The organism is uncultured Jannaschia sp., from assembly GCF_947494025.1.
In the GTDB taxonomy this organism is placed as follows: domain Bacteria; phylum Pseudomonadota; class Alphaproteobacteria; order Rhodobacterales; family Rhodobacteraceae; genus Jannaschia.
Genome location: NZ_CANLTQ010000001.1, coordinates 510,573 through 523,559 on the forward strand (window position 1 = coordinate 510,573; position 12,987 = coordinate 523,559).

The following is a 12,987-nucleotide window of genomic DNA, read 5'->3' on the forward strand; positions in this document are numbered from 1 at the left end:
GCCCTCAGTTTCCGGCGGCGATCGTCGTCCAGGTGATCAGGACGACGATCCCGATCACCATCGCGAAGGCATAGGTGAAGATGTAGCCGGATTGCGCCCGGTTGAGCGCGCGGGTGACGAACGGCACGATCCCCATGGCGAGGCCGTTGATCGAGCCGTCGATCACGGTACCATCGCCGCGCTTCCACAGGAACGAGCCGATCCGCTTGGCCGGGCGCACGAAGATCGCATCGTAGATCTCGTCGAAGTACCATTTGTGGAACAGGAAGCGATGCAGCGGCGAAAGCGTCGCGGCCCATTGCGCGGGCATGCCCGGCTTCCGGATGTAGCCCAACCAGGCCACACCGAAACCGACGAGCATCGCGAGGAAGGGTGAGATCTTGACCCAGACCGGAACGTGGTGCGCATCGTCGATGATGGTGTTCCCGGCACCCATGTAGATGGCGCCCTCGCCCGGGACCGACATCGCGACGGGCTCGGATGTCTCCGCCTCGCCGAGCTCGGTGATGTCCGCGCCCGAGGCGTGCCCGCCGGTGCCGGCAGGCGCGGCAGCGTGGACCTCTCCACCCGATATGCCGAAGAACTCCTCGATGGCGTGGTGGTCGCCGAAGAAGCTGTTGTACCAGATCATGCCTGCGAAGACCGAGCCGAGCGCCAGCACGCCGAGCGGAACCGTCATCACGGACGGACTCTCGTGGGCGTGCTCGTGCGTATGCTTGTCCCCCCGCGGGGCGCCATAGAAGGTCAAGAACATCAGCCGCCAGGAATAGAAGCTGGTGAACATAGCCGCGACCACAAGCGCCCAGAACGCGCCGGGCGCGCCGGCATAGGCAACCTCGATCACCGCGTCCTTCGACAGAAAGCCCGCGAAGCCGATATGGGTGAGCGGGATGCCGACGCCGGTGATGGCGAGCGTGCCGATCATCATCGCCCAGAACGTATAGGGGATCTTCTTCCGCAGACCGCCGTAGTTCCGCATGTCCTGCTCGTGATGCATCGCGTGGATGACGGAACCGGCGCCGAGAAACAGCATCGCCTTGAAGAAGGCATGGGTGAAGAGGTGGAACATCGCCACCGAATAGGCACCGAGCCCGGCGGCCACGAACATGTAACCCAGCTGCGACATGGTAGAGTAGGCGATCACGCGCTTGATGTCGAATTGCACGAGCCCGATCGTCGCGGCCACGAAGGCGGTCGCCGCGCCGATCCCCACGACGAAAGTCATCGCCTCGGGCGCGAACTCCATCAGGGGCGACATGCGGCAGACGAGGAACACGCCGGCCGTCACCATCGTCGCGGCGTGGATCAGCGCCGAAACCGGGGTCGGGCCTTCCATCGCGTCGGGCAGCCAGGTGTGCAGGCCGAGTTGGGCCGACTTACCCATCGCGCCGACGAAAAGGAGGAAGGCCAGCAGGTTCGCCGCGTTCCAGTCGCGCCACAGGAAGTGGATCTGCGTTTCCGCGATCTCGGGCGTCATCGCGAAGATGTCGGAGAAATTGATCGAGTCGGTCAGGTAGAACAGCCCGAAGATGCCGAGCGCGAAGCCGAAATCGCCGACCCGGTTGACGATGAACGCCTTCATCGCGGCGCCCGAGGCCGACGGCTTGCGCCAGTAGAACCCGATCAGGAGATAGGAGGCGACGCCCACGCCTTCCCAGCCGAAGAACATCTGTAGCAGGTTGTCGGACGTCACCAGCGCCAGCATCGCGAAAGTGAAGAACGACAGGTAGGCGAAGAAGCGCGGCTTGTAGGTCTCGCCCTTCCGCCATTGCGGATCGTGATCCATGTAGCCGAAGCTGTAGAGGTGGACGAGCGACGACACCGTCGTCACCACGATCAGCATGATCGCCGTCAGCCGGTCGAGCCGGATCGACCAGTCGGTCAGGAGCGATCCGCTCTCGATCCAGCGCATGAGCGGGATGATGTGCGTCGCGCCGTCATGGGCGAAGAACACGATCCACGACAGGAACGCCGACAGGAACAAAAGCGCGGTCGCCGTGACCATCGCGGCCTTCTCGCCGAGGACGCGCCAGCCGAAACCACACAGGAGGCTGCCTAGAAGAGGCGCGAGGAGGATGATTGTGGTCATGTCGCTCAGCCCTTCATCACGTTGACGTCTTCGACGTCGATGGTGCCGCGATTGCGGAAGAAGCAGACGAGGATGGCAAGCCCGATCGCCGCTTCCGCGGCGGCGACGGTCAGGACGAACAGGGTGAAGACCTGTCCCGTCAGATCGCCGAGGAAGCCCGAGAAGGCGACGAAGTTGATGTTCACCGCGAGCAGCATGAGCTCGATCGACATCAGGATGATGATCACGTTCTTCCGGTTCAGGAAGATGCCGAAGATGCCGATCACGAAAAGCGCGGCGGCCACGGTCAGGTAGTGTTCAAGTCCGATCATCGTGTTCCTCCGGGGCGCGCGCGTCCGGCCGCCCCCTCGTGTTCGTGGTTCCGCGCCCGGAGGCTCAGAGGAAGCTGTAGCCGCCGATCAGAAGGACGATCAGGACGATAACGATGATGATGGTCGTCTGGGACATTCCGGGGTCTTCCTTACAGGCCTTGGCCGGGTTTCACGTCGTGCGTCGTCATCGCCGTCGCCGGGTCGCGCCACATCTGATGCATCACGTTCTGGCGCTTGACGTCCTTGCGGTGGCGAAGCGTCAGCGCGATGGCGCCGATCATCGCGACGAGGAGAATCAGACCGGCGAGCTGGAACATCAGGAAGTAGCGGTCGTAGAGCACCAGGCCGAGCGCGGCGGTGTTGATCCCCTGCGGAACGGGAATCGCATGAAGCCCTTCGGCCACCACAACGCCCTCGGCCGCCTCCCATACGCCATAGGCGATGGCGAGCTGCATCAGGAGCACGATGCCGATCAGGCCGGCGAGCGGGATATAGCGCGCCATCTCCGCCTTCAGCTCGGCGAAGTCGATGTCGAGCATCATCACCACGAACAGGAACAAAACAGCGACCGCGCCCACGTAGACGATGACCAGAAGCATGGCGACGAACTCCGCACCGAGCAGCACGAAGAGGCCCGCCGTCGACAGGAAGCAGGCGATGAGCCAGAGCACCGAATGGACCGGATTGCGCGAGACGACCGTGAAGAGGCCGGAGCCCACGGTGACGATCGCGAACAGGTAGAAGGCGAAGTCGAGAACGCTCATCCCTGGTCCTCCTCGAGCGCTTCGGTTGCGAGCGTCATCGCCTTGTTCATCGCCGGCAGCCCGCCGAACAGGCCCATCAGGCCGATCGTCTCGGCGATCTCCTGCTTGGTCGCGCCCTGCGCCTTGGCCTGACGGACGGTCAGACGCACCTGCGCCTCCGCCTGCGCGCCGAGGACGGTGAGGCCCGCGAGCGTGAGCAGCATCTTGGTCTTGGCGTCGAGCCCTTCGGGGTTCATTCCTTTTCCGGCGAACTGCTCCATCATGTCGCGCGGCATGGTCGGCCAGAGCTTCTCGAAGCCCTGCGGCGTGAAATGCTCGAGCGCGGGGTTCATCGTCCGCGCCATGTCCTGCATGTGCGTCATCCAGGTGGCGAAGGGGTTCTGCGGCTCGCTCATCGGTAGGGCGCGTCCAGCTCGAGGTTCTTGGCCAGGATCGGCTCCCATCGTTCGCCGTTGTCGAGAAGCTTCTGCTTGTCGTAAATCAGCTCTTCCCGCGTCTCGGTGGAGAATTCCAGGTTCGGCCCCTCGACGATGGCGTCGACCGGGCAGGCCTCCTGACAGAAACCGCAATAGATGCATTTCGTCATGTCGATGTCGTAGCGCGTCGTGCGGCGCGACCCGTCCTCGCGCGGCTCCGCGTCGATTGTGATGGCCTGCGCCGGGCAGATCGCCTCGCAGAGCTTGCAGGCGATGCAGCGTTCCTCGCCGTTCGGATAGCGGCGCAGCGCGTGCTCGCCGCGGAACCGCGGCGATTGCGGACCCCGCTCGTGCGGGTAGTTCAGCGTGGCCTTCGGCGCGAAGAAATATCGCAGCCCGATCTTCAGGCCCGACCACATGTCGGCCAGCAGGAAGTATTTGACCGAGCGGGTCCAGTCGATCTGCGTCATGTCAGCCTCCGATGGCCCAGCGGGCCCAGAAGCCCCCGAGCACTTCGTAGCGTGCGAGGAATGCAACCACCACGACCCAGGCGAGCGAGAGCGGCAGGAACACCTTCCAGCCGATCCGCATGAGCTGGTCGTAGCGGAAGCGCGGGACGACGGCCTTCACCATCGCGAAGAGGAAGAAGAAGAACGCCATCTTCAGCACCATCCAGAACGCCCCGTCCGGAAGGAACGGCACCGGCGAGAGCCAGCCGCCGAAGAACAGCAGCGAGTTGACGGCGCAGAGGAGGAAGATGGCGATGTACTCGCCGGCCATGAAGAGCAGGAACGGCGTCGAGGAATACTCGACCTGATAGCCCGCGACGAGCTCCGATTCCGCCTCGGGCAGGTCGAACGGGGCGCGGTTCGTTTCGGCGAGGCACGAGATGAAGAACAGGAACACCATCGGGAAGTGCGGCAGCCAGTACCAGCCGAAGAAGCCCCAGCCGGTATCCTGCGCCCGCACGATGTCGCCGAAATTGAGCGAGCCCGTCGACAGGATGACGCCGATGATGATGAGGCCGATCGAGACTTCGTAGGAGATCATCTGCGCCGCGGATCGCAGGGATCCCAGGAACGGGTATTTCGAGTTCGAGGCCCAGCCGCCCATGATCACGCCGTAGACCTCCAGCGAGGAGACGGCGAAGACGTAGAGGACGGCGACGTTGATATCCGCGAGAACCCAGCCGTCGGAGAACGGAATCACGGCCCAGGCCACCATCGCCAGCACGAAGGACAGAAGCGGCGCGAGCATGAACACGAAGCGGTCGGCGCCCGCCGGGATCACGATCTCCTTCAGGACGTATTTCAGCGCATCCGCGACCGACTGCAGCAGGCCCCAGGGGCCCACGACGTTCGGCCCGCGACGCATCTGCACCGCCGCCCAGACCTTGCGGTCGCCGTAGACGAGGAACAGCAGCGAGATCATCACGAAGGCCACGACGGCCATGCATTGCGCGAGGATCAGGAGCGTGATCCCGAAAGGTGAGGCCAGAAATTCCGCCATTGTCACGTCCTCATACGGTCGGGATGCCCCGGATGTGGCCTGCGTCGAAGGCCACCGCGGCATCCATCGTCCTGTGCCCGCCCGGAAGCGATGGCGAGACGGTGTAAACCGCATCCGGGCGCCGAACGCCACCCTCCCGGTTCAGCTTTGTTCGCACATCCGGCACGAGTCCATCCCCCGCGGCCGACAGGGCCGCCACCGGCGCGACCGCCCGGGGGGCAAGCGTCACCGGGACGGCCATGCGCGCGCTCACTCCGCGGCGATCGGTTGCGGCTCGCGGCCCTGCGCAAGCTGCGACAGTTCCGCCATCAGCACGCTGGCACGCGCGATCGGGTTGGTCAGGTAGAAGTCACGCACGGCAAGGCCGAACGCCCCGTCTCCCAGATCGGGCAGTGGGTCCGCCGGCGCGAAGCCGTTGACCGGCACGGCGTCGAGCTCCGTCAGCTGCGGCGCTTCCTCCACGAGCGCCCGGCGCAGCTCGGCCAGGCTGTCGAAGGGCAGCTGAAAACCGATCTCGGCGGACAGCGCGCGCAGGATCGCCCAGTTCTCCTTGGCCTCGCCCGGTGCGAAGCCCGAGCGCAGCGCGAGCTGCGGGCGGCCTTCGGTGTTGACGAACAATCCCTGTTCCTCGGTCCAGGCGGCGCCGGGCAGGATCACGTCGGCGCGGTGCGCGCCACGGTCGCCGTGGCTGCCTTGGTAGACCACGAACGGCCCCGGCGGAACGTCGATTTCGTCGACGCCGAGGTTGTAGACCACGTCGGCGCCGAGCGCGGCGTCGATCCCGCCTTCGTTGTGGCAGCCGGCATCCATCGCGCCGACGCGCGCGGCGGCCGAATGCAGGACCAGCAAGCCGCCCCCCGAGGCCTCCGCCATCGCGCGGGCATGGGCGAGCACGGCGGCCCCGTCCGCCCCGGTCATCGCGGCGTTGCCGAGGATCACGAGCGTCGCCACGTCACTCTCCCCCTCGTCGCGCATGCGACGGAACAATTTGGAGAGCGCGGCCCGGTCGGTGCCGAGATGATCGTAATCGTAGGTCATATCGGCGGCCTCGCCGATCACCGAGACATCGGCTCCGCGCAGCCAGGCCTTGCGGATGCGGGCGTTCAGCACCGGCGCCTCGCGGGCCGGGTCGGTCCCGATCAGGACGATGCGCTTCGCCGTATCGATGTCCTCGATCGCCGCGGTGCCCGCATAGCCCGCACGCTCCGTCGGCAGGGCCGCGCCGTCGGTCCGGCATTCGATGACGCCGCCCATCGTGTCCATCAGACGGCGCAGCGCGAAGGCCGCTTCGGTGGAGACAAGATCGCCGACGATGCCCGCGACCTTGCGGTCCTTCACCGCCTCGGCCACCGCCGCGAAGGCCTCGGGCCAGGTGGCGGGACGCAGCTTGCCGTCGCGTCGGATATAGGGCCGGTCCAGTCGCTGCCGGCGCAAACCGTCCCAGACGAAGCGGGTCTTGTCGGAGATCCATTCCTCGTTCGTGCCGTCGTTGTTGCGCGGCAGGATGCGCATGACCTCGCGCCCCTTGGTGTCCACGCGGATCGCGCTGCCGAGCGCGTCCATCACGTCCACCGTCTCGGTCTTGGTCAGCTCCCAGGGCCGCGCGGTGAAGGCGTAGGGCTTGGATACCAAGGCGCCCACGGGGCAAAGGTCGATGATGTTGCCCTGCAGGTTCGATTTCAGCGTCTCGCCCAGATAGGACGTGATCTCCGAATCCTCGCCACGCCCCGTCTGTCCCATCTGGGTGACGCCCGCGACCTCGGTCGTGAAACGCACGCAGCGGGTGCAGGAGATGCAGCGCGTCATATGCGTCTCGACGAGGGGCCCGAGATCGAGGTCGATGGCGGCGCGCTTCGGCTCGCGGTAGCGGGAGAAATCGACGCCGTAGGCCATCGCCTGATCCTGCAGGTCGCATTCCCCGCCCTGATCGCAGATCGGGCAGTCGAGCGGATGGTTGATGAGCAGGAACTCCATCACCCCCTCGCGGGCCTTCTTGACCATCGGGGAGTTCGTCTTCACCGTCGGCGGCTCACCGTCCTTGCCGGGCCGCAGGTCGCGCACCTGCATGGCGCAGGAGGCGGCGGGCTTGGGCGGACCGCCCACGACCTCGACGAGACACATCCGGCAATTGCCGGCGATGGACAGACGCTCATGGTAGCAGAAGCGGGGGATCTCGACGCCGGCCTGCTCGCAAGCCTGGATCAGCGTCATCTCGCCCGGGACCTCGAGCTCCTTGCCGTCGATCACGACCTTCCTGAGATCACTCATAGCGTCAGCCTCCGATGGCGATGGATGCCAGGGGCATCCTGTCTCCCGCCCCGCTTACCCGTCGGGCCGGGTCCTGCGCAAGGCGCCCGGGCCAGCGACGCATCAACGCGGAGCGAGCAGGCGTCCGACCTGTGTGTCGCGGTCGACCTCCGACCGGCCGACCGCACAATGCGCCGCGACGTCGCCCCGGGCCGCGCCGAGTCCGGCCAGGCGGTCGCGCGCGATCGCCTCGAGCCGGTCCTTCTCGGCGTCGTCGTCGATGAACGCCTCGATCTCCGCGCGCGAATAGCCGAGGTCGGACGCCGCCCCGCGCAAGGCCAGAAGATAGCGCAGCCCTCGGACGCGGCGCGCGCCGATCGTGGGGCAGACCTCGGAGATCTCGTAGGCGATGCCGACGTTGATCAGCCCTTCCGTGATCCCGCGCTCCTCGCCCAGCCCGGCGGCGGCGGGCGCGGCGAAGACGAGCGCGACACAGAGGAGAAGCGGACGAAGGACGGACATGGGGCACTCCGGAAGGACGGACACGCCCGAAATCGTCGCGGATCGCCGGATATTCAATATCCGTCCGGCCGGGTCAGCGTGTGATGCAGACACCCCGAAGGACGAGCGCGCCCCGGTCGTCGCGCAAGGGGCGCACCGGCACGCTGTCCGGCCCGACGCTCCAGACGATATCGGAGCCCCCGAAGCGGCGCAGGCAATACTCGACCGCCCGCACGCGGCCGGCTTCGGCGGCGTCCGTCGCGGCGCCCGGCCCGGTCGTGGCCGTCGCGAAGGACCGCCGGTCCTCGGTCCCGACCGTCATGCGCGTCCGGTAGCGCACCCCGCCGAACTCCGTCGGCGCGCCGCGCAGACCGCCCGCGCCGTTCCTGTCGAACAGGCCCGAGGCGCCGGAGCTCAACCCCTCGAGCCGCCCGCAAGAGGCGAGGAGGCTCAGCCCGACGAGCAAGGCGGCCACGCGCGCCACAGGCCCTCGGATCGACCTCATTTCGGATGGACTCCGGCGAACGGCGTCCGACGCCGAGAATCGCGGAGGAACGGGGAGGCGATCATGCGGCGCGACCGGTCATTCGGCGGCGACGGCGCTGACGCGGCCCGCCCGCTTGTGCTTGATGCGGTCCTCGATCTCGTCGCGGAAATGCCGGATCAGGCCCTGGATCGGCCAGGCCGCAGCGTCGCCCAGGGCGCAGATCGTGTGTCCCTCCACCTGCTTGGTGACGTCGAGCAGCATGTCGATCTCCTCGACCTCCGCGTCGCCCTTCACCAGACGGTCCATGACCCGCATCATCCAGCCCGTCCCCTCCCGGCAGGGCGTGCACTGCCCGCAGCTCTCGTGCTTGTAGAACGCGCTCAGCCGCCAGATAGCCTTGATGACGTCGGTCGAGTTGTCCATCACGATCACGGCGGCGGTGCCGAGGCCGGATTTCTGCTCCTTCAGATAGTCGAAATCCATGATCGCGTCGCGCATCTGCCCGCCGGGGATCAGGGGCACGGAGGAGCCGCCGGGGATCACCGCCTTGAGGTTGTCCCAGCCGCCGCGGATGCCGCCGCAATGCGTCTCGATCAGTTCCTCGAAGGAGATCGACATCGCTTCCTCGACGACGCAAGGCCGGTTCACGTGGCCCGAGATCGCGAAGAGCTTGGTGCCGGCGTTGTTCGGCCGGCCGAAGCCCGCGAACCATTCCGCGCCCCGGCGCAGGATGGTCGGGACGACGGCGATGGATTCGACGTTGTTGACCGTCGTCGGACAGCCGTAGAGCCCGGCCCCTGCCGGAAAGGGCGGCTTCATGCGCGGCATGCCCTTCTTGCCCTCGAGGCTCTCGATCAGCGCCGTTTCCTCGCCACAGATATAGGCGCCGGCGCCGTGGTGGAGGTAAAGGTCGAAGTCCCAGCCCGAGCCGCAGGCGTCGGACCCCAGCAGGCCCGCCTCGTAGGCCTCGTCGATGGCGTTCTGCAACGCCTCCTTCTCGCGGATGTATTCGCCACGGATGTAGATGTAGCAGGCATGCGCGCCCATCGCGAAGCTCGCGATCAGCGCGCCCTCGATCAGCGTATGCGGATCGTGGCGCATGATCTCCCGGTCCTTGCAGGTACCGGGCTCCGACTCGTCGGCATTGATGACGAGATAGGCCGGGCGGCCGTCGCTTTCCTTGGGCATGAAGGACCACTTGAGCCCCGTGGGGAAGCCCGCCCCGCCCCGGCCGCGCAGGCCGGAGGCCTTCATGATCTCCACGATCTTGTCGCGCCCAAGCCCGATCAGGTCGGCGGTGCCGTCCCAGTGGCCGCGCGCCTGCGCGCCCTTCAGGCTACGGTCGTCCATCCCGTAGATGTTGGTGAAGATCCGGTCCTGATCCTTCAGCATTCTCTTCACTCCTTGTCGCGGCGCGCACGCCAGAGGCCTGCGGCCACGATCATCGCCCAGACCATCGCGGCCAGCGCGGCAAGGTCGATCAGGACCATCCAGCGCACCGGCACGCCCAGCCGGGCCCCCGCGAACTGCGCCGCCATCCAGATCAGCGCCGTTATGACGATCACCGCGCCCACCTGACGGGAGCGCGCGGCGATCGTATTGCTATGATCCGGTGCGGCAGGCATGTCGCGCCCCCTTCAACAGCGCGGGCGGCAGCGCGTCAAGCCGGCGCCGCGCCCCCGCGACCTCCCGTCCCTAGGACGGCGACGTTCCCCCGGATCGTCCGCCGTCCAAGGCCCGGGCCTGCGCCACCCAATCGTCGCGGCGGACGCGGCCCTTGAAGCCCTCGAGATGCTGATCGACCCAGGCGACCTCCTCGTCCGTCCAGCCCGCGATCTGGTCGAAATGCCAGATACCCAGCCGGTTGCAGAGGGCTTCGAGCTTCGGCCCGACGCCCTTGATCCGCTTCAGGTCGTCGGCCCCGCCCGTGCGCGGCGCGTCGAGCGTTTCGGGCTTGCGCCCCTCGCCCGCCGCATCGGCCACGGCCTCGGCGGCCGGATCCTCGCCGGACGGATCGCCGTCGGGGCTGAGGGTTCGATCCTCGGGCTCGTCCTCCGGCATCGGCTCCGCGGGGGGCATGGCGACCGGGTCGGAAGATGGCGCCGGCTCGGGCGTCGGCGTGGCTTCGGCATCCGGCGCCACGCTGCCGCCCGCCGCGTCGGCCGCCTGCTTGGACGCGGGCGAGGTCGGGACGACGGGCGGCGTCTCGTGGGTCGGGTCCGACATCTCGGCGTTCGCCGCGGCGATCTCGTCTTCCCGGCGCCTTTCGGCCGTCCCGGCGCCCTCCCCGGCAGGCGTGCCCGTCACCGCGTCGGAGGTCGCGCCGGTCGCGGCGCCTCCCGCACCGGCCCCGCCGCCGGCCGGGCCTGGCGGCACCGTGCTGCCGCCGGCCATGCCCGTTCGATCGTCCGTGCTCGATACCGGAGGCGCGGTCGCGGTGAAGCTCGATCCCTGCGCCTCCGGCTCGTCGGTGCCGATCATGCCGATGACGACCAGCAGAAGCACGAAGACGACGACCCCGAGGATCAGCGCGCCGAGAAAGCCCCAGCCGATGGACAGCCAGAAGAGCACGAAGGCGATCGCGCCCCCGATGCCCGCAATCGTCCAGCGATGGCGGTAGACCGTGGTGGTTGTGTCGTCCATGAAATCACTCCCCGTGTCATGCGGAGCGCGAAATCGGTCCCCGCTTCCTTACTTGGCGCGGGACGAGCCGCTGGTCCCACCCCGCTCGAGTAGAACCTTAGCCTGTTTGACCCATTCGTCACGCCTGACGCGGTCCTTGAAGGCTCCGAGGTGCTGATCGACCCAGGCGACTTCTGCCTCGGACCAGCCCGCGATCTGATCGAAATGCCAGAATCCGAGCGAATGCAGCAGGTCTTCGAGCTTGGGGCCGACACCGCGGAGCCGCGTCAGGTCGTCTCCCCGCCCGTCGCGCGGGGCGTCGAGCGTCTGCGGTTTCACGCCGATCCCGGCGCCGTCGGCGGTCGGGTCCGAAGGACTTTCCGACGTGTCCTTGGCGGGCGTGGCGAGCGATTCCGTCGCCGTCTGCGACCCCCGGGGCTCGCCGTCGGTGTCGACCGGCTCGTCGGCAGGCTGCGCGTTGCGGTCGCCCCCGGGCTTGTAGGCACCGTCGATGTCGACATCGCGCTCCGGCTCGGGCGCGACCGTACCCTCATCCGGCCGGCCCGTGGCTTCGGCCTCCGTGCCTTCGACGTTCGAGACCTTGTCGCTCGCATCGCCACGCGTGCGATCGGGCTCCGCCTCGCCCGGAACCGTGCCGCCCTGCCGCCCCGTCGGCCCGGCCGGCCCGAGCTTGGGGTCGCGGGCGGCGGTTTCGGGATCGGGGTCGGCCTGCTCGGCGCGGTGCCACGGGGTCCGCAGCGGCACCTCCGTTCCGTCGATCCGCTTCACCGTATCGCCGACTGTCGTGGCAAGCGTCACGCTGGCGTTGCGGTCGTGGTCGCGGTTCTCCGCATGCGCGCCGAGCGCGGTCACGCCGTTGAGGGGTTCGGACGCGTAGCGGCCGTTCTGCGGGCCGGGAACCGGCACCTCGCCCGCGCGGAACGCGTCGAGCATCTCGTCCAGCCGTTCGGGGGTCAGGTCCTCGTAGTAATCCTTGCCGATCTGCGCCATCGGCGCGTTCGCACAGGCGCCGAGGCACTCGACCTCCTCCCAGGACAGCTGCCCGTCGGCGCTGATCTCGTGCGGGCGCGGCGCGATCTTCTCGCGACAGACGGCGATCAAATCCTCGGAGCCGCAGATCATGCACGACGTCGTGCCGCAGATCTGGATATGCGCGGCCTTGCCCACCGGCTGAAGCTGGAACATGAAGTAGAAGGTCGCGACTTCCAGCGCACGGATATAGGCCAATCCCAGCATCTCGGCCACATGTTCGATCGCGGGGCGGGAAAGCCAGCCCTCCTGCTCCTGCGCACGCCAAAGCAGCGGAATGATCGCGGAGGCCTGCCTGCCCTCGGGGTATTTCGTGATCTGCGCTTCGGCCCAGGCCTGGTTGGCCGGCGTGAAGGCGAAGGACTCGGGCTGTTCGGCGGAAAGGCGGCGGAGCATCTGGGGTCCCTTCGTCGTGTCGTGGCCTCTTTAGGCGCGGGCCGCAGGGCGCTGCAAGGGCAGCCGGTCAGCCGCCGCAGCCCACGAGGTGGAGCACCTCGCCCTCGGACGCGACCAGACCGCGCCCTTCGAGCCGGACGACCGCTTCGCGAAGCGCCCGCCGGTGCGGCGAACGCCGGTCGGTGATCTGGACCGAGGTCAGCCCGAGTTTCGGCGCCACCTGACGGGCAAACCGCATTTCGGCCCCATCGGCAGAATTGTCGTAACGGCACTCGCCGTAGCGCAGCGTGTCGAGCACGGCCTGCTCGTATTCGAGTGTGGTCTGGGCCGATGCCGTCAGGGCGATCAGCGTCGTACCCGTCAGGAACGCCGCGAGCCAACCGACCGCCCGCCTCGCGGTCTCGGCCGGTTTCTCGTCGAATTGCGATGCGGCAGGATGATTCATAATATGACTCACGACGGCTATGCTTCGAGGTACGACTGACATCCGTCGTCCCGTCGGGCAACCGCTTCCCGATCAGGCCTGTCAGGGCGCACAGGCTCCGAAGTTCGATACGACGCGTTCCGTGCCGTCCTCCGACCGGACCCGCCTCAG

General features: G+C 67.6%; 15 protein-coding genes. All 15 read right to left on the reverse strand.

Annotated elements, in window-relative coordinates:
- Window positions 1-4: 4 nt before the first annotated feature.
- Window positions 5-2,089, reverse strand: a complete 2,085-nt coding sequence (gene nuoL / locus Q1B08_RS02545) for an NADH-quinone oxidoreductase subunit L (RefSeq protein WP_299814200.1) — start codon at window positions 2,087-2,089, stop codon at window positions 5-7.
- A gap of 5 nt (window positions 2,090-2,094) precedes the next feature.
- Window positions 2,095-2,400 carry an NADH-quinone oxidoreductase subunit NuoK gene (gene nuoK, locus Q1B08_RS02550; RefSeq protein WP_092780793.1) on the reverse strand — a complete coding sequence of 102 codons (306 nt, stop codon included), beginning with the start codon at window positions 2,398-2,400 and terminating at the stop codon, window positions 2,095-2,097.
- Window positions 2,401-2,549: 149 nt separating this feature from the next.
- Window positions 2,550-3,164 (reverse strand): NADH-quinone oxidoreductase subunit J, encoded by a 615-nt coding sequence (locus Q1B08_RS02555; protein ID WP_299814202.1) that lies wholly within the window; start codon window positions 3,162-3,164, stop codon window positions 2,550-2,552.
- On the reverse strand, window positions 3,161-3,559 hold the full coding sequence (locus Q1B08_RS02560) for a carboxymuconolactone decarboxylase family protein (protein ID WP_299814204.1): 399 nt from the start codon (window positions 3,557-3,559) through the stop codon (window positions 3,161-3,163). Before Q1B08_RS02560 ends, Q1B08_RS02555 begins: the two co-directional genes overlap by 4 nt.
- Window positions 3,556-4,050 (reverse strand): NADH-quinone oxidoreductase subunit NuoI, encoded by a 495-nt coding sequence (nuoI, locus tag Q1B08_RS02565; RefSeq protein ID WP_299814206.1) that lies wholly within the window; start codon window positions 4,048-4,050, stop codon window positions 3,556-3,558. The genes Q1B08_RS02560 and nuoI overlap by 4 nt, the downstream gene beginning before the upstream one ends.
- A gap of 1 nt (window position 4,051) precedes the next feature.
- On the reverse strand, window positions 4,052-5,089 hold the full coding sequence (nuoH, locus tag Q1B08_RS02570; RefSeq protein WP_299814207.1) for an NADH-quinone oxidoreductase subunit NuoH: 1,038 nt from the start codon (window positions 5,087-5,089) through the stop codon (window positions 4,052-4,054).
- A 10-nt stretch (window positions 5,090-5,099) separates the two neighbouring features.
- Window positions 5,100-5,330 carry a hypothetical protein gene (locus Q1B08_RS02575; protein WP_299814936.1) on the reverse strand — a complete coding sequence of 77 codons (231 nt, stop codon included), beginning with the start codon at window positions 5,328-5,330 and terminating at the stop codon, window positions 5,100-5,102.
- Window positions 5,331-5,338: 8 nt separating this feature from the next.
- A complete protein-coding gene (gene nuoG, locus Q1B08_RS02580; RefSeq protein WP_299814209.1) occupies window positions 5,339-7,357 on the reverse strand; it encodes an NADH-quinone oxidoreductase subunit NuoG in 2,019 nt (672 codons plus the stop codon).
- 102 nt (window positions 7,358-7,459) lie between these two features.
- Window positions 7,460-7,858, reverse strand: coding sequence for a DUF5333 domain-containing protein (locus tag Q1B08_RS02585; RefSeq protein WP_299814211.1), 399 nt, complete (start codon window positions 7,856-7,858; stop codon window positions 7,460-7,462).
- A gap of 73 nt (window positions 7,859-7,931) precedes the next feature.
- Entirely contained in the window at window positions 7,932-8,342 is a 411-nt protein-coding gene (locus Q1B08_RS02590; RefSeq protein ID WP_299814214.1) for a hypothetical protein, read from the reverse strand.
- Window positions 8,343-8,420: 78 nt separating this feature from the next.
- Window positions 8,421-9,716, reverse strand: a complete 1,296-nt coding sequence (nuoF, locus tag Q1B08_RS02595; RefSeq protein WP_299814216.1) for an NADH-quinone oxidoreductase subunit NuoF — start codon at window positions 9,714-9,716, stop codon at window positions 8,421-8,423.
- A gap of 5 nt (window positions 9,717-9,721) precedes the next feature.
- A complete protein-coding gene (locus Q1B08_RS02600) occupies window positions 9,722-9,949 on the reverse strand; it encodes a DUF5337 domain-containing protein (protein ID WP_299814218.1) in 228 nt (75 codons plus the stop codon).
- Between the two features lie 70 nt (window positions 9,950-10,019).
- Window positions 10,020-10,967 carry a hypothetical protein gene (locus tag Q1B08_RS21985; RefSeq protein ID WP_366139963.1) on the reverse strand — a complete coding sequence of 316 codons (948 nt, stop codon included), beginning with the start codon at window positions 10,965-10,967 and terminating at the stop codon, window positions 10,020-10,022.
- A 48-nt stretch (window positions 10,968-11,015) separates the two neighbouring features.
- Window positions 11,016-12,392 (reverse strand): NADH-quinone oxidoreductase subunit NuoE, encoded by a 1,377-nt coding sequence (gene nuoE / locus Q1B08_RS02610; RefSeq protein ID WP_299814220.1) that lies wholly within the window; start codon window positions 12,390-12,392, stop codon window positions 11,016-11,018.
- A 67-nt stretch (window positions 12,393-12,459) separates the two neighbouring features.
- Window positions 12,460-12,837, reverse strand: coding sequence for a hypothetical protein (locus Q1B08_RS02615; RefSeq protein WP_299814222.1), 378 nt, complete (start codon window positions 12,835-12,837; stop codon window positions 12,460-12,462).
- Between the last annotated feature and the right edge of the window lie 150 nt (window positions 12,838-12,987).

Bases quoted from the DNA above. Each gene is read 5' to 3' on its own strand.
- Q1B08_RS21985 (WP_366139963.1), bottom strand. From the start codon at position 10,967: ATGGACGACACAACCACCACGGTCTACCGCCATCGCTGGACGATTGCG.
- Q1B08_RS02575 (WP_299814936.1), bottom strand. From the start codon at position 5,330: ATGGCCGTCCCGGTGACGCTTGCCCCCCGGGCGGTCGCGCCGGTGGCG.
- nuoE (WP_299814220.1), bottom strand. From the start codon at position 12,392: ATGCTCCGCCGCCTTTCCGCCGAACAGCCCGAGTCCTTCGCCTTCACG.
- nuoL (WP_299814200.1), bottom strand. From the start codon at position 2,089: ATGACCACAATCATCCTCCTCGCGCCTCTTCTAGGCAGCCTCCTGTGT.
- Q1B08_RS02585 (WP_299814211.1), bottom strand. From the start codon at position 7,858: ATGTCCGTCCTTCGTCCGCTTCTCCTCTGTGTCGCGCTCGTCTTCGCC.
- nuoI (WP_299814206.1), bottom strand. From the start codon at position 4,050: ATGACGCAGATCGACTGGACCCGCTCGGTCAAATACTTCCTGCTGGCC.
- Q1B08_RS02615 (WP_299814222.1), bottom strand. From the start codon at position 12,837: ATGAATCATCCTGCCGCATCGCAATTCGACGAGAAACCGGCCGAGACC.
- Q1B08_RS02560 (WP_299814204.1), bottom strand. From the start codon at position 3,559: ATGAGCGAGCCGCAGAACCCCTTCGCCACCTGGATGACGCACATGCAG.
- nuoK (WP_092780793.1), bottom strand. From the start codon at position 2,400: ATGATCGGACTTGAACACTACCTGACCGTGGCCGCCGCGCTTTTCGTG.
- Q1B08_RS02590 (WP_299814214.1), bottom strand. From the start codon at position 8,342: ATGAGGTCGATCCGAGGGCCTGTGGCGCGCGTGGCCGCCTTGCTCGTC.
- Q1B08_RS02600 (WP_299814218.1), bottom strand. From the start codon at position 9,949: ATGCCTGCCGCACCGGATCATAGCAATACGATCGCCGCGCGCTCCCGT.
- nuoF (WP_299814216.1), bottom strand. From the start codon at position 9,716: ATGCTGAAGGATCAGGACCGGATCTTCACCAACATCTACGGGATGGAC.
- nuoH (WP_299814207.1), bottom strand. From the start codon at position 5,089: ATGGCGGAATTTCTGGCCTCACCTTTCGGGATCACGCTCCTGATCCTC.
- nuoG (WP_299814209.1), bottom strand. From the start codon at position 7,357: ATGAGTGATCTCAGGAAGGTCGTGATCGACGGCAAGGAGCTCGAGGTC.
- Q1B08_RS02555 (WP_299814202.1), bottom strand. From the start codon at position 3,164: ATGAGCGTTCTCGACTTCGCCTTCTACCTGTTCGCGATCGTCACCGTG.